This window comes from Mycolicibacterium smegmatis, from assembly GCF_001457595.1.
Classification (GTDB): domain Bacteria; phylum Actinomycetota; class Actinomycetes; order Mycobacteriales; family Mycobacteriaceae; genus Mycobacterium; species Mycobacterium smegmatis.
Genome location: NZ_LN831039.1, coordinates 2,775,637 through 2,790,204 on the forward strand (window position 1 = coordinate 2,775,637; position 14,568 = coordinate 2,790,204).

The window sequence follows — 14,568 nt, forward strand, 5'->3', positions numbered from 1 at the left end:
GCACACCGTGAAGTCCCGATGACCATGCGTCATAGCTAAAACCGAGGCGCGGCGCCGACCACCGCTGTCGCCTCAAGATGAGGAGAAGTAGTGGCAGGTAAGGCCCGTGTACACGAGTTGGCAAAGGAACTCGGTGTCACAAGCAAGGAACTCTTAGCAACGCTCAAAGAGCAGGGCGAGTTCGTCAAATCGGCGTCCTCCACCGTGGAGGCCCCCGTCGCGCGTCGGCTGCGCGAAACGTTCGGTGCCAAGTCAGGCGCCACCAAGACCGATGAGAAGCCCCGTGGCCAGGGCGGTAACGGCGCGTCGGCGCCCGCGGCCCCCAAGCCCGGCGCTCCGGCACCCAGCCCGGCGACCGCCGCGAAGCCCGCGGCGCCCAAGCCGGCCGCCCCGCAGCCCCCGGCTGCTCCGGCCACGCCCGCGGCCCCGGCCGCAGAGGCGACCCCCGCGGCACCCGCGAAGCCTTCGGCGCCCAAGCCGGCCGCTCCGCAGCCTGCCGCGCCGAGTGCACCCGCCGCCTCGGCGGCCCCGAGCGCACCCGCGGCGCCCGCCCCTGGCGCCACGCCCGGCCCGCGCCCGACGCCCGGTGCCACACCCGGTCCCCGGCCCGGCCCGGCCCCCAAGCCGGCCCCGCGCACGCCGCGTGTCGGCAACAACCCGTTCTCGACGCAGCAGCCGGCCGACCGGCCGATCCCGCGGCCGCAGCCCCGCCCGGGCCCGCGTCCCGGTGGCGGCCCCCGTCCGTCGCCCGGCAACATGCCGCCCCGTCCGGCGACCGCAGCCGGTCGCGGTGGACCGCGTCCCGGCCCGCGTCCCGGCGGTGGCCCTCGTCCCGCAGGTCAGGGCGGTCGTCCCGGTGGCGGCGGCGGTGGTGGTAACTACCGCGGCGGCGGAGCCGGTGGCGGCGGTGGCGCGGCTGCCGGTGGTTTCCGCGGTCGCCCCGGTGGCGGCGGTGGCCGTCCCGGCCAGCGCGGCGGTGCCGCAGGTGCATTCGGACGTCCCGGCGGCGCACCCAAGCGCGGTCGCAAGTCGAAGCGCGCGAAGAGGGCCGAATACGAGAACATGCAGGCCCCGGTCGTCGGTGGCGTGCGGTTGCCGCACGGCAACGGCGAGACCATCCGGCTGGCCCGTGGCGCGTCGCTGAGCGATTTCGCCGAGAAGATCAACGCCAACCCGGCATCGCTGGTGCAGGCGCTGTTCAACCTCGGTGAGATGGTCACCGCCACGCAGTCCGTCGGCGACGAGACCCTCGAGCTGCTCGGCAGCGAGATGAACTACAACGTGCAGGTCGTCTCGCCCGAGGACGAGGACCGCGAGCTGCTGGAATCGTTCGACCTCACCTACGGCGAGGACGCGGGCGACGAGGAGGACCTCGAGGTCCGTCCGCCGGTCGTCACCGTCATGGGTCACGTCGACCACGGCAAGACCCGACTGCTCGACACGATCCGCAAGGCCAACGTCCGCGAGGGCGAGGCAGGCGGCATCACACAGCACATCGGTGCCTACCAGGTCGAGGTGGACCTCGACGGTACGGTCCGGCCGATCACCTTCATCGACACCCCGGGTCACGAGGCGTTCACCGCCATGCGTGCCCGTGGCGCGAAGGCCACCGACATCGCGATCCTCGTGGTCGCGGCCGACGACGGCGTCATGCCGCAGACGGTGGAGGCCATCAACCACGCGCAGGCCGCCGACGTGCCGATCGTGGTCGCGGTCAACAAGATCGACAAGGAAGGCGCCGACCCGGCCAAGATCCGCGGTCAGCTCACCGAATACGGCCTGATCCCCGAGGAGTACGGCGGCGACACGATGTTCGTCGACATCTCCGCCAAGCAGGGCACCAACATCGAGGCGCTGCTCGAAGCGGTCATCCTGACCGCCGACGCGTCGCTGGACCTGCGGGCCAACCCCGACATGGAGGCCCAGGGTGTGGCGATCGAGGCGCACCTGGACCGCGGTCGCGGCCCGGTGGCCACGGTGCTCATCCAGCGCGGCACGCTGCGTGTCGGCGACTCGGTCGTCGCGGGCGACGCCTACGGGCGTGTGCGCCGCATGATCGACGAGCACGGCGAGGACGTCGAGGAGGCACTGCCGTCGCGTCCGGTTCAGGTGGTCGGTTTCACCTCGGTGCCAGGCGCGGGCGACAACTTCCTGGTCGTCGACGAGGACCGCATCGCGCGGCAGATCGCCGACCGGCGCAGTGCGCGCAAGCGCAACGCGCTGGCCGCGCGCAGCCGCAAGCGCATCAGCCTGGAAGACCTGGATTCGGCGCTGAAGGAAACCAGCCAGCTGAACCTGATCCTCAAGGGCGACAACGCCGGTACGGTCGAGGCGCTCGAAGAGGCCCTCATGGGTATCCAGGTCGACGACGAGGTGGAGCTGCGGGTCATCGACCGCGGTGTCGGTGGCGTCACCGAGACCAACGTCAACCTGGCGTCGGCCTCTGACGCGATCATCATCGGCTTCAATGTGCGCGCCGAGGGCAAGGCCACCGAGCTGGCGAACCGCGAGGGTGTGGAGATCCGGTACTACTCGGTGATCTACCAGGCCATCGACGAGATCGAGGCCGCGCTCAAGGGCATGCTCAAGCCGGTGTACGAGGAGAAGGAGCTCGGCCGCGCCGAGATCCGCGCCATCTTCCGCTCGTCGAAGGTCGGCAACATCGCGGGCTGCCTGGTCACCTCGGGCATCATGCGGCGCAACGCCAAGGCGAGGCTGCTGCGTGACAACGTCGTGGTCGCCCAGAACCTCACCGTGTCCTCGCTGCGTCGTGAGAAGGACGACGTCACCGAGGTGCGCGACGGTTACGAGTGCGGTCTGACGCTGACCTACAACGACATCAAGGAAGGCGACGTCATCGAGACCTACGAGCTGGTCGAGAAGGCACGTACCTGATGGCCGATCCCGCACGCGCGAAACGTCTCGCCAAGCGGATCTCCACGATCGTGGCCTCGGCCATCGAGTACGAGATCAAGGATCCGCGCCTGGCGGGCGTCACGATCACCGACGCGAAGGTGTCCGGGGATCTGCACGACGCCACGCTGTACTACACCGTGCTGGGGGCCTCGCTCGACGAGGACCCGGATTACGAGGGTGCGGCAGCGGCGCTGGAGAAGGCCAAAGGTGTGCTGCGCACCAAGGTGGGCGCCGGGACCGGGGTGAGGTTCACCCCGACCCTGGCGTTCGTCCGGGACACCGTGCCCGACGCGGCGCACCGGATGGAGGAGCTGCTGGCGCGGGCGCGGGCCGCGGACGAGGATCTGGCGAGAGTTCGGGAGGGCGCCAAGCACGCAGGCGATCCGGACCCGTACCGTGTTGGCGGGGCGGAGGACACAGACGGGGATACCGACGGGGACGAACGCTGAGGATGCCGGTGACGACAACCGATCCCAAGACCGGTCTGCTGACCGGTCCGGACGCCCAGATCGCCGGCGCGCGCGTCGACGCCCGTGGTGCCGCTGATCTGCTGACCGCGGCATCGAGTGTCAGTGTCATCTGCCACGTCTATCCGGACGCGGACACCATCGGCGCCGGGCTCGCCCTGGCGCAGGTGCTCGCCGCATCCGGCAAGCACGTCGAGGTGTCGTTCGCGACCCCCGCGCAGCTGCCGGAGTCTCTTCAGTCGCTGCCCGGCGGGCATCTGCTGGTCGCTCCGGAGGCCATGCGGCGCGACGCCGACCTGGTTGTCACCGTTGACATACCGAGCATCAATCGGCTCGGCGCGCTCAGTGGGCTCGCCGGTCCCGGGCGTGAGGTGCTGGTCATCGACCATCACGCGTCCAACCAACTGTTCGGCACCGCCAACTACATCGACCCTTCCGCGGACTCGACCACGATGCTCGTGGCCGAACTCCTCGACGCGTGGGGCAAACCCATCGACGAAAAGGTGGCCCACTGCCTGTACGCGGGGCTGACCACCGACACCGGGTCGTTCCGCTGGGCCACGGCGCGTGCCCACCGGCTCGCGGCCCGGCTGGTCGAACTCGGCGTCGACAACGCGTCGATCAGCCGCACCCTGCTCGACACGCATCCGTTCGCGTGGCTGCCGATGCTGTCGCGGGTTCTCGCGACGGCCCGGTTGCTGCCCGACGCACTCGACGGCCGGGGCTTCGTCTACGCCGTCGTTCCGCACGACGAGTGGTCAAAGGCCCGGCCGGAAGAGGTCGAGAGCATCGTCGACATCGTGCGCACCACGCAGCAGGCCGAGGTCGCGGCGGTGTTCAAGGAGATCGAACCGATGCACTGGTCGGTCTCGATGCGCGCCAAGTCGGTGAACCTGGCGTCGGTCGCCAGCGCGTTCGGCGGTGGCGGCCATCCGCACGCCGCGGGGTACTCTGCGACCGGTTCGGCCGACGACGTCGTACAGGCGCTCGCACGGGCCCTTGGCTGATCCGGCAGGCGACCTGCCCGGCGGCCCCGAGGATGACGCCCAGGGCGCCGCACTGACGCAGGCGACGGGCCGGCGCATCGCCAAACTCGCGTTCCCCGCGCTCGGCGTCCTTGCCGCCGAGCCCATCTACCTGCTTTTCGACCTCGCGATCGTCGGGCGCCTCGGCGCGGTGAGCCTCGCCGGCCTGGCGATCGGCGGGCTGGTCCTCGGACTCGTCAACTCCCAGGGCACGTTCCTGTCCTACGGCACCACGGCCCGCTCGGCACGGTTCTACGGGGCGGGGGACCGGACCTCGGCGGTGGCCGAGGGTGTGCAGGCCACCTGGCTCGCACTCGGTCTCGGACTGCTGATCATCGCCGTGGTGGAAGCCGCTGCGGTGCCGATGCTTTCGGCGCTGGCCGCGGGTGGCGAGATCGCGCATGCGGCCCTGCCGTGGTTGCGTGTCGCGATCCTGGCCGCCCCGGCGATCCTGGTGTCGATGGCGGGCAACGGCTGGATGCGCGGCGTGCAGGACACCGTGCGGCCGTTGCGTTACGTCGTGCTGGGTTTCGCGGTGTCGGCGGTGCTGTGTCCGCTGCTGGTGTACGGGTGGCTGGGATTCCCACGGCTGGAACTGGCAGGTTCGGCGGTGGCCAACGTCGTCGGACAGTGGCTGGCCGCGGGCCTGTTCATGCGCGCCCTGTTGGTCGAGAAGGTGCCCCTGCGCCTGCGGCCCGACGTCCTGCGTGTGCAACTGGTGATGGGACGGGATCTGCTGTTGCGCAGCCTGGCCTTTCAGGCCTGCTTCGTCTCGGCCGGTGCGGTGGCCGCCCGGTTCGGCGCGGCGGCGGTCGCCGCGCACCAGGTCGTGCTGCAGCTGTGGAGTTTCCTGGCGCTGGTGCTCGATTCGCTGGCGATCGCCGCGCAGTCGCTGGTCGGAGCCGCCCTCGGGGCGGGGCAGTTGGCCCACGCGAAGTCGGTGGCGTGGCGCGTGACGCTGTTCTCGACGCTGGCCGGTGTGGTGCTCGCGGTCGTGTTCGCGGTCGGTGCCTCGGTGTTCCCGCCGGTGTTCACCGACGACGAGTCGGTGCTGGCCACCATCGGGGTGCCGTGGTGGTTTCTGGTGGCTCAACTTCCGGTCGCGGGAATCGTTTTCGCGCTCGACGGGGTGCTGCTGGGCGCCGGTGACGCCAAGTTCATGCGCAACGCCACGCTGGCGAGCGCGATGCTGGGGTTCCTGCCGCTGATCTGGCTGTCACTGGCGTTCGGCTGGGGACTGTTCGGTATCTGGTCGGGGCTCAGCACGTTCATGGTGCTGCGGTTGGTGTTCGTCGGGTGGCGCGCGTTCTCGGGACGCTGGCTGGTGCCCGGCACGTCCTGACGAGGTCAGCGCTTGATCGCACTGACGAGCCACACGGCCTTGCGCCCGCGTGGCCTCTCGCTGACCTCCACGTCGCCGAATCCCGCGTCGCGGCACAGGGTTGCGAACGCGTCTGCCTGCTCGCGTGTCCAGCCGTGGCTTGCGAAGCCCGTGGCCCCACGCGCCACCTGGCGTTCGATCGCGAGCAACCGGCCGCCGGGTGCCAGTACCCGGTTGGCCTGCTGCAGCGCGCGCACGACGTCCTGCCAGTGGTGCACGGTCGCCAGCGCCCACACCACGGTGGCCGTCCCGTCGTCGACGGGGACGTCCTCGGCCGTGCCGGGGCGCCACGTGATGTTCGTGCCGGCCGCGGTCCGGGTCACGAGCCGGCCGACGTGCAGCATCTCTGCCGACGGGTCGACCGCGGTGACCCGCGCGCCACGGCGGGCGGCCATGCGCGCTGCGGTGCCCGGGCCGCATCCCACGTCGACGACGTGGTCGGCGGGGCCCACGTGCGTGGCCTCGATCGCCACTTTCGCGTTGGCGCGGCCGAGCGCGACGAACAACACGCCGAAGATCGCGCCGGTGACACCGGAGAAACCGGGGTGATCGGCGTGGTGGTTGACCACGATGGGCGAATCGTTCATGTCCCCACCATGCCGCCTCGGGGCCCGGTGGCGTCAAGGACGGTCAGTCGGCGGCGCCCGAACTGCCCAGCAGGTCGCGCACCCGGTTGGCGACGCGGATGAACTCCGGGTGCTCCATGGTCTCGGCGTAGGTGCGTTCGGCGGGTAGGTCGACGTCGAGCATCTCGACGATGCGGCCGGGGCGCGGGCTCATCACCACGACCCGGTTGGCCAGGTACACCGCTTCGGCGACCGAGTGCGTCACCAGCACCACGGTGGTGCCGGTCTCGCGCCAGATCCGGTGCAGTTCGATGTTCATCTTCTCGCGCGTGAGGGCGTCGAGCGCGCCGAACGGCTCGTCCATCAACAGCACATCGGGCTCGTGCAGCAGGGCGCGGCACAACGAAACCCGTTGCTGCATACCGCCGGACAACTCGTGAGGCAGCGCGTTCTCGAACCCGGTGAGGCCGGTCATCTCGATGAGGTGGTCGGCGCGCCGCGCGGCGACCTGGCGCGGCATCCCGCGCATCTCGGCCTGCAGCAGGATGTTCTTGCGCACCGAGCGCCATTCCAGTAGCGCGGCGCGCTGGAAGACGTAGCCGATCTCGCGCTGCGGGCCGCGTACCCGGTTGCCGCGCAGGCGCACCTGGCCTCCGGTGGCGTCGGTCAGGCCGGCGATCACCTTCAGCAGCGTCGACTTGCCGCACCCCGACGGTCCCGCGATCGACACGAACTCGCCGTCGGCGATGCGCAGGTTGATGTCGTCGAGCGCGGTGGTGGCGGCGCGTTTCGAGGTGAACGTGACGGTGACGCCCTCGACCGAGATCGCGTCGGTGGCCTCGGCCGTCACGGGCGCCCCCGGTGCACTGATGGTTGTGGTGTTCATGTCGGATGGCTCCCGCGGATCTACTGCGACGGCTTCGGGCTGAACGACGAATCCCAGTATTCAGCAGCGGGTTTCGCGGTTTCGAGCAGTCCGGCGTCGGTCAGCGTGGTGATCGTGTTGGTCCAGTCGGCCTCGGCGTTGGTGCCCGGCGGCTGGTTGGCGGTCGCGGGTGTGCTCAGCAGCGGGATGGTCTGCTGCCACTGGTGCAGCAACACCTCCTGCGGCGGCATCTGCGGATCCTTGCCCGCCATGGCCTGCACGGCCGCTTCGGGATCGGCCGCGGCGGCGGCGAACGCCTCACTGGTGGCGTCGACCATGGCCTGCACCAGTTCCGGTTTGCCGGAGATGGTTTCGGTGTTGGCGATCAGGCCGTTGCTGTAGAAGTTCAGCCCCGCGTCGGAGTACCTGAGGTACTTCACCTCACGCCCGCTCTTGTTGGCGATGGTCGGCCCCTGGTCGTGCGCGAATCCGATCAGGCCGTCGACGCGACCCGACATCATCGCCGACATCTTGCCCGCGGCGTCCAGGCTCTGCTGGGTGACCTGGTCCTCGGGCACCCCCACCTTGTCGAGGTAGATCGGGAACGTGGTGGTGGGGGCGTCACCCGCGGACACCGCGATGGTGCGTCCCACCAGATCCTGGGGTGTGTCGATCCCCGAATCGGCGAACACCTGCACGGCCGACGGCGTGGTCTGGAGGAACACGCCGGTGCTCTTGACCTTCACGCCCTTGTCGATGTTGGTCAGCACCGCAGGGGTGTCGGCCCAGCCGAAGTCCACCTGATCGGACCCGACGGCCTGCACGGTCTTGGTGGAACCCTGGCCGGCGTCGATGGTCAGGTCGATGCCGTGCTTGGCGAAGATGCCCTCCTGCACACCGTAGTAGAAGGGGGCGTGTTCGCCGTACGGGTACCAGTTCAGCATCAGGGTGGCCGCCTGGGTGCCGGAACCGGCTTCTGTAGAACCGCTTTCGGCGTTGTCGGTGCCGCTGCCACCGCAGCCGGACAGCGCGAGGATCGCGGCGGAGGCCAGCGCGACGGCCGCGCGGCGGGGGATCGAGATCATGGATCTACTCCTCGTGATGGTCAGGCGGAGGTTGCGGAACCGACGGTGCGGCGCGACGAGTGCCACGGGATGAGCAGCTTCTCGGCGAATTCGATGACCGCGAACAGCGCGATGCCGAGAAGCGACATGATGATGAGCGCGGCGAACAGCATCGCGGTGTCGACATTGCCGTTGGCCTGCAGGATGACGTAGCCCAAACCTTCGTTGGCGCCGACGAATTCACCGACTACGGCGCCGGTCACCGCGAGCGTCGCGGCCACCTTGAGGCCCGACATCAGCTGCGGCAGCGACGCCGGGAACCGGATCTTGAGGAACGTCTTGAACCGGCTGGCGCCCATGGTCGAGGTGAGCTCGAGGATCTCGGGATCCACCGAGCGCAGGCCCGCGAGTCCGGAGATCACGATGGGGAAGAACGCCATGAGCACGGCCACCAGGATCTTGGGCGACGGGCCGAAGCCGAGCCACACGATGAACAGCGGCGCGATCGCGATCTTGGGGACCACCTGTGCGAACAGGATCAGCGGATAGACGGTCTTCTCGACGCCCGCCGAATAGATCATCACGACGGCGACGAGTTCACCGACGATCGCGGCGATCACGAAGCCGATCACGGTCTCCCACGTGGTCACCCAGGTGTTGTGGGCGAGGTAGGCCGCGTTGTCGTGTGCGGCGAGCCAGGTGTCGGCAGGGGACGGCAGGATGTAGGGCGCCACGAGTTCGGTCTCGGTGACCGCCCACCACGCCGCGAGCAGCACGACCACGAGCGCCAGCGGGCGCCACAGTGCCGATGCGGTGCGGTGCAGCGGATGGGTTCCGAAAAGGGCGCGGGTTCGGCGTCGGGGTGCCGAACCGGGTGCCGCGGACGACGCCTGGGCCCCGGTGGGGCGCGCACCTGCCGAAGCGGTTACCGCCATGGATGAGTCCTAAAGGTTGCAGTGTCGCGGGACGTGAACCCGTTTGGGAATGCGCTTTCCGAAGCGGTTTCGACCCTAACGTGACTCAGCGCACACTGTCAACGATGCCGTGATGTGCGCGTCAGGGCAAGCGCGTGCTGTCGCGCAGGACGACCCGGCCCGGAATGCGTTCGCGCAGGTCATCGCAGTCGGCGTCGGTGCGCAGCGCGAGTTCGACGGCGCGTACGCCGATGTCCTGCAGCGGCAGGACCACGGTGGTCAGGGCCGGTGTGTGGTCGCGCAGCGTCGGGATGTCGTCGAACCCCGCGATGCCGACATCGTCGGGCACCGAGAGCCCGAGTTCGCGCCAGGCCGCGATCGCGCCGATCGCCATCACGTCGGTCACCGCGAACACGCACACCGGTTCACCACGTGCGCCCGGGCTGAGCTGCAGAGCGCCCGCGAGGCGCCGTGCCGCGGAGTACCCGCCGTCGCGGGTGAAGTCGCCGGAGACCTCGACCAGCGGGGTCAGCCCGCGCCTGCCGAGTGCCTCGACGAAACCGTTGCGCCGGTCGACGGCGGTGCGGATGTTGGCGGGCCCGCCGATGACGGCGAACTGCGTATGCCCGGACTTTACGAGCGCCTCGGCCAATTGTGCTGCGCCGAGGTGATTCTCGGGCTCCACGGCACCGCCGAACGCGAGTGGCTGACCGATGACGACCACGCGTCCGCCGTTGTCGCGGTACCGGCCGAACTCGGTCTCGATGTCGCGGTCCAGATCCCCGCTCTGCCGCGAGCCGGCGAGCACGATCGCGTCGGCGCGATGTGCGATGAAGGTGCTGACCGCTTCGCGTTCGATGTCGAAATCGCGGTCGGTGCTCGCCAGCAGCACCTGCTTGCGCGCGGTGCGTGCGGCGGTCTGCACACCGCGGACGATCGACGAGAAGTACGGGTCGGCGATGTCGTGCACGATGAGGCCCAGCAGGCCCGTCGAGGAGCGTGCCAGGGCCTGGGCCTGGGCGTTCGGCACGTATCCGAGTTCGCGCGCGGCCGCGCGCACCCGGTCGGCGACGCCTTCGCCGGGGATCCGGGCGGAACCGTTGAGCACGCGTGACGCCGTCGCCTGGGATACGCCTGCCCGGACCGCCACGTCCTGCAGTGTCACCGCTGCCATCGGGGCTCCCGCCATCGGTTCGTCGGTTCTGGGTGGGCTGCGGCCGGCCGGACCGTGAGGCACGGGTTGACCGGGCCGCGGCATGAGCTTACCGTGGAAAGCGCATTCCGAAGTGCTGACATCGCGAACGCCCCGACGGCGTGTTCGGCGGTGCAGGTCAATCGACCGCGTTTGCCGGCGTCGCCGGCCGATCAGATAAGGCATCTCTCGATGACGACTCGTACCCTGCGCATTGCCATGAACGGCGTGACGGGCCGCATGGGCTACCGCCAGCACCTTCTTCGCTCCATCCTGCCGCTCCGCGAATCCGGACTGACCGCCGACGACGGTTCGCGCGTCGCGGTCGAGCCGATCCTCGTGGGTCGCAGCGCCGACAAACTCGCCGACATGGCCGCCGAGCACGGTATCGAGCACTGGACCACCGACGTCGCGTCGGTGATCGCCGATCCGAGTGTCGAGGTGTACTTCGACGCGCAGGTGACCTCGCGTCGCTTCGAGGCGCTGACGGCCGCGATCAAGGCGGGCAAGCACGTCTACACCGAGAAACCCACCGCCGAAACCCTCACCGAGGCAGTCGAACTGGCCCGGATGGCGCAGAACGCAGGTATCACCGCCGGTGTCGTCCACGACAAGTTGTACCTGCCGGGCCTGGTGAAGTTGCGGCGCCTGGTCGACGAGGGCTTCTTCGGCCGGATCCTGTCCATGCGCGGCGAATTCGGCTACTGGGTGTTCGAGGGCGACGGTCAGCCCGCGCAGCGGCCCAGCTGGAACTACCGCGCGCAGGACGGCGGCGGCATCACTGTGGACATGTTCTGCCACTGGAACTACGTCATGGAAGGCATCCTAGGCAAGGTCGAGACGGTGACCGCCAAGGCCGTGACCCACATCCCGACCCGCTGGGACGAGGCGCACCAGCCCTATCCGGTGACCGCCGACGACGCCGTGTACGGAATCTTCGACATCTCCGGTGGCATCGTGGCCCAGATCAACTCGTCGTGGGCGGTGCGGGTGTTCCGCGACGAGCTCGTCGAGTTCCAGGTCGACGGCACGCACGGGTCGGCGGTCGCGGGGCTGCGCCGCTGCCGCGCGCAACACCGTGTCCACACGCCCAAGCCGGTGTGGAACCCCGACCTCCCGGCGACCGAGCAGTTCCGCGACCAGTGGCTCGAAGTGCCCGACAACGCCGTACTGGACAACGGTTTCAAGCTGCAGTGGGAGGAGTACCTGCGCGACGTGCTGGCCGCTCGCCCGCACCGGTATGACCTGCTGTCGGCGGCCCGCGGTGTGCAGCTCGCCGAACTGGGACTCAAAAGCTCTACCGAGGGCAGGCGCCTCGACGTCCCGGAGATCGTGCTGTGACCGCGCTGCACACCGGTGCGGCGGTGACGCTGCCGATCGACGGTGAACTGCGCCGCGTCGAACTCGGCGCACCTGGGCCGTGGCGCAGACCTGAGCGTCCGATCACCTCCCGGATCGCCTATGCCGCAGCGCACGTGGTGCCCAAGAGCTCGGCCGACAACATCCCGGGCGCACCCGCGGATCTGGACTGGGAGGCCACCCTGGCCTACCGGCGCGAGCTGTGGTCCTACGGGCTCGGTGTGGCCGACGCGATGGACACCGCGCAGCGCGGTATGGGCCTGGACTGGCCTGCCGCAGCCGAACTGATCCGCCGCAGCGGTGCCGAGGCCGCCGCGGTCGGCGGCCGGCTCGCGTGCGGTGCCGGCACGGATCATCTTGTCCCCGAGGATGTCCCGTCCGGGGCCGCGGGCCTGGCGGTGATCATCGACGCCTACCGCGAACAGGTCGACGTGGTCCGTGAGGCCGGCGCGCAGGTGATCGTCATGGCGTCGCGTGCCCTGGCCCGCGTCGCCTCCTCGCCCGCCGACTACCTGCGGGTCTACGACGCCGTGCTCGCCCACACCGATCAACCGGTGATCCTGCACTGGCTCGGGGACATGTTCGACCCGGCCCTGCGCGGCTACTGGGGGTCCGGCGAGATCGACACGGCCACAGCGACATTCCTGGAACTGATCGCGAACCACGTCGACAAGGTCGACGGCGTCAAGGTGTCGCTGCTCGACGCCGGGCACGAAATCGCGCTGCGCCGCGCGCTGCCGGCAGGTGTCCGGTTGTACACGGGCGACGATTTCAACTACCCGGAACTGATCATCGGCGATGATCAGGGGCATTCGGACGCACTGCTCGGCATCTTCGCCGCGATCTACCCGGCCGCGTCGACCGCGCTGCAGGAACTCGACGCGGGCAATCAGGCCCGAGCCGGCGAGATCCTCGAATCCACCCGCGCGCTGGGCAGGCACATCTTCACCGCGCCGACGTACTACTACAAGACGGGAATCGCGTTCCTGTCGTGGCTCAACGGCCTGCAACCCGGTTTCACGATGGTGGGCGGACTGGCCAGTGGGCGCTCCCTTTCGCATCTGTGCGAGTTGTTCGTCCTCGTCGACCGGGCCGGCCTGCTGCGTGACCCCGACGTCGCCGCGCACCGCATGCGGATGTTCCTCGAGGTGCACGGGGTGGGCGCATGAGTGCCGAGAGGCGACTGTCGCTGAACACCATGACCACCAAGCGCCTCACGCTGCGCGAGGCCGTCGAGGCAACCGCCGCGGCCGGGCTGGAGTCCATCGGCCTGTGGCGTGACCGCGTAGCCGAAGCGGGTGTGGACACCGCCGCGAAACTGATGCACGACAACGGTCTTCGCGTGTCCAGTCTGTGCCGGGGCGGTTTCCTGACCGGGTTCGAGGAAGACCATGCGCTCGCCGACAACCGGCGCGCCATCGAGGAGGCGGTCACGCTCGGGACGCGAGAGCTCGTCATGGTCGTGGGCGGCATCCCGGACCGTGACCTCGCCGCCGCGAGGGGACGTGTGGCTCAGCGGCTCGAGACGCTCGTGCCCTACGCCGTCGACCACGGTGTCCGGCTGGCGCTGGAACCGCTGCACCCGGTGTTCTGCGCCGACCGCGCGGTGATCTCCACACTGCGGCAGGCGCTGGCACTCGCGGCGCCGTACCCGGCCGAGGCCGTCGGCGTCGTCGTCGACACCTTCCACGTGTGGTGGGATCCCGAGTTGGCGGACGGCATCGCCGCGGCGGGCGCTCAGCACCGGATCAGCTCGTACCAGGTGTGCGACTGGCTGGTCCCGATGGCCGCCGACCCGCTGGTGTCGCGCGGCATGATGGGTGACGGCGTCATCGACTTCGGTGCGGTCACCGCGATGGTGCGGGCCGCGGGATACGACGGCGACGTCGAGGTCGAGATCTTCAACGAGGACATCTGGGCCACCGACGCGGCCGTCGTCATCGACACCATGAAGCAGCGCTACCGCGATCTGGTGGCGCCTGCTCTCACGGCAGGCTGATCAGCAGCACGCCCGCGAGCACCACGGCCGACGCGATCGCGCGGCGCGCCCCCAGCTTCTCCCCGAGGAAGAGCGCGCCGATCAACGCGCCGAACACGATGCTGGTCTCGCGCAACGCGGCGATCGGCGCGAGCGCACCGGTGCGCTGCGCGGCCAGCACGATCGTGTACGCGGCCAGCGAGATCGCCCCGCCGGCCAGACCCGGCACGGCGCACTCACGCACGGCGCCCAGCAGTCGCGGGCCCCGGCGGATCGCGGCGAAGATCGCCAGTGGCGGGCCCTGCAGCAGGAACATCCACCCCGTGTAGGCCAGCAGCGGCCCCTGCTGCACGCCCACACCGTCGATCACGGTGTAGCCCGCGATCATCACACCCGTGAGCGTCGCGGCGCCGAGCGCGGGCAGATCCTTACGCGTGGGCCGTCCGCCGACGAACACCAGCGCGATCAGCCCGGCCGAGATCGTCAGCACCCCGGCCAGTTCGGTGACCGGCATCTCATGTCCCAGCACCACGAGCGCGACCACTGCGACCAGCCACGGCGACGTGCCGCGTGCCAGCGGGTACATCTGACTGAACTCGCCGAGTTGGTAACTCGCGAGCAGCAGCAGGTTGTAGAACACGTGCACGGTGGCCGACGCGATGATGTACGGCCACGCCGCGGCAGGCGGCAGCCCGCCCAGCGCGATGAGCGCCGCGCCGCCGATCGCGTCGACCACACCGATCAGCGCGAAACCGACCACCCGGTCGGAGACGGCGTGCGCCAACGAATTCCAGATCGCATGCAGCAATGCTGCGAACAGCACAGCGAGCATGACGGAAAC

At 69.7% G+C, this 14,568-nt stretch carries 13 protein-coding genes; 7 read left to right on the forward strand and 6 right to left on the reverse strand.

Annotated features, from left to right (window positions below):
- The first annotated feature begins 90 nt into the window (after nt 1-90).
- Genes infB through mmp form a run of 4 tightly spaced genes read left to right on the forward strand, consistent with a single transcriptional unit; the run spans nt 91 to nt 5,750 of the window.
- Nucleotides 91-2,895 carry a translation initiation factor IF-2 gene (gene infB / locus AT701_RS13245; protein ID WP_081319463.1) on the forward strand — a complete coding sequence of 935 codons (2,805 nt, stop codon included), beginning with the start codon at nt 91-93 and terminating at the stop codon, nt 2,893-2,895.
- A complete protein-coding gene (gene rbfA / locus AT701_RS13250) occupies nt 2,895-3,365 on the forward strand; it encodes a 30S ribosome-binding factor RbfA (RefSeq protein ID WP_011728485.1) in 471 nt (156 codons plus the stop codon). The genes infB and rbfA overlap by 1 nt, the downstream gene beginning before the upstream one ends.
- 2 nt (nt 3,366-3,367) lie before the next feature.
- On the forward strand, nt 3,368-4,390 hold the full coding sequence (locus tag AT701_RS13255; RefSeq protein ID WP_058125985.1) for a DHH family phosphoesterase: 1,023 nt from the start codon (nt 3,368-3,370) through the stop codon (nt 4,388-4,390).
- Nucleotides 4,383-5,750: an MATE family efflux transporter Mmp gene (gene mmp / locus AT701_RS13260; protein ID WP_081319464.1), complete on the forward strand. Its 1,368-nt coding sequence runs from the start codon at nt 4,383-4,385 to the stop codon at nt 5,748-5,750. The genes AT701_RS13255 and mmp overlap by 8 nt, the downstream gene beginning before the upstream one ends.
- A gap of 5 nt (nt 5,751-5,755) precedes the next feature.
- On the opposite strand, the gene AT701_RS13265 is transcribed toward mmp, so the two are convergent.
- The 5 genes from AT701_RS13265 to AT701_RS13285 all read right to left on the reverse strand — a co-directional run bounded on the left by AT701_RS13265 (nt 5,756) and on the right by AT701_RS13285 (nt 10,372).
- Nucleotides 5,756-6,376 (reverse strand): class I SAM-dependent methyltransferase, encoded by a 621-nt coding sequence (locus AT701_RS13265; RefSeq protein WP_058125986.1) that lies wholly within the window; start codon nt 6,374-6,376, stop codon nt 5,756-5,758.
- A gap of 43 nt (nt 6,377-6,419) precedes the next feature.
- Complete coding sequence (locus AT701_RS13270) at nt 6,420-7,241, reverse strand: ABC transporter ATP-binding protein (RefSeq protein ID WP_011728488.1); 822 nt, start codon at nt 7,239-7,241, stop codon at nt 6,420-6,422.
- Between the two features lie 20 nt (nt 7,242-7,261).
- Nucleotides 7,262-8,305 carry an ABC transporter substrate-binding protein gene (locus AT701_RS13275; protein ID WP_011728489.1) on the reverse strand — a complete coding sequence of 348 codons (1,044 nt, stop codon included), beginning with the start codon at nt 8,303-8,305 and terminating at the stop codon, nt 7,262-7,264.
- Nucleotides 8,306-8,325: 20 nt separating this feature from the next.
- Nucleotides 8,326-9,219, reverse strand: coding sequence for an ABC transporter permease (locus AT701_RS13280; protein WP_011728490.1), 894 nt, complete (start codon nt 9,217-9,219; stop codon nt 8,326-8,328).
- Nucleotides 9,220-9,340: 121 nt separating this feature from the next.
- On the reverse strand, nt 9,341-10,372 hold the full coding sequence (locus tag AT701_RS13285; protein ID WP_011728491.1) for a LacI family DNA-binding transcriptional regulator: 1,032 nt from the start codon (nt 10,370-10,372) through the stop codon (nt 9,341-9,343).
- A 210-nt stretch (nt 10,373-10,582) separates the two neighbouring features.
- On the opposite strand from AT701_RS13285, the gene AT701_RS13290 reads away from it, so the two are divergent.
- Genes AT701_RS13290 through AT701_RS13300 form a run of 3 tightly spaced genes read left to right on the forward strand, consistent with a single transcriptional unit; the run spans nt 10,583 to nt 13,748 of the window.
- The gene (locus AT701_RS13290; protein ID WP_003894020.1) at nt 10,583-11,731 is read left to right on the forward strand and encodes a Gfo/Idh/MocA family protein; all 1,149 of its coding nucleotides are present in this window, start codon (nt 10,583-10,585) and stop codon (nt 11,729-11,731) included.
- Nucleotides 11,728-12,918, forward strand: a complete 1,191-nt coding sequence (locus tag AT701_RS13295; protein ID WP_003894021.1) for a dihydrodipicolinate synthase family protein — start codon at nt 11,728-11,730, stop codon at nt 12,916-12,918. The genes AT701_RS13290 and AT701_RS13295 overlap by 4 nt, the downstream gene beginning before the upstream one ends.
- Entirely contained in the window at nt 12,915-13,748 is an 834-nt protein-coding gene (locus AT701_RS13300; RefSeq protein WP_058125987.1) for a sugar phosphate isomerase/epimerase family protein, read from the forward strand. Before AT701_RS13295 ends, AT701_RS13300 begins: the two co-directional genes overlap by 4 nt.
- On the opposite strand, the gene AT701_RS13305 is transcribed toward AT701_RS13300, so the two are convergent.
- Entirely contained in the window at nt 13,735-14,559 is an 825-nt protein-coding gene (locus tag AT701_RS13305; protein ID WP_058125988.1) for an EamA family transporter, read from the reverse strand. The two genes, AT701_RS13300 and AT701_RS13305, sit on opposite strands and share 14 nt — an antisense overlap.
- Between the last annotated feature and the right edge of the window lie 9 nt (nt 14,560-14,568).

Bases quoted from the DNA above. Each gene is read 5' to 3' on its own strand.
- AT701_RS13305 (WP_058125988.1), bottom strand. From the start codon at position 14,559: ATGCTCGCTGTGCTGTTCGCAGCATTGCTGCATGCGATCTGGAATTCG.
- AT701_RS13290 (WP_003894020.1), top strand. From the start codon at position 10,583: ATGACGACTCGTACCCTGCGCATTGCCATGAACGGCGTGACGGGCCGC.
- AT701_RS13280 (WP_011728490.1), bottom strand. From the start codon at position 9,219: ATGGCGGTAACCGCTTCGGCAGGTGCGCGCCCCACCGGGGCCCAGGCG.
- AT701_RS13270 (WP_011728488.1), bottom strand. From the start codon at position 7,241: ATGAACACCACAACCATCAGTGCACCGGGGGCGCCCGTGACGGCCGAG.
- AT701_RS13275 (WP_011728489.1), bottom strand. From the start codon at position 8,305: ATGATCTCGATCCCCCGCCGCGCGGCCGTCGCGCTGGCCTCCGCCGCG.
- rbfA (WP_011728485.1), top strand. From the start codon at position 2,895: ATGGCCGATCCCGCACGCGCGAAACGTCTCGCCAAGCGGATCTCCACG.
- AT701_RS13300 (WP_058125987.1), top strand. From the start codon at position 12,915: ATGAGTGCCGAGAGGCGACTGTCGCTGAACACCATGACCACCAAGCGC.
- AT701_RS13255 (WP_058125985.1), top strand. From the start codon at position 3,368: ATGCCGGTGACGACAACCGATCCCAAGACCGGTCTGCTGACCGGTCCG.
- AT701_RS13285 (WP_011728491.1), bottom strand. From the start codon at position 10,372: ATGGCAGCGGTGACACTGCAGGACGTGGCGGTCCGGGCAGGCGTATCC.
- AT701_RS13265 (WP_058125986.1), bottom strand. From the start codon at position 6,376: ATGAACGATTCGCCCATCGTGGTCAACCACCACGCCGATCACCCCGGT.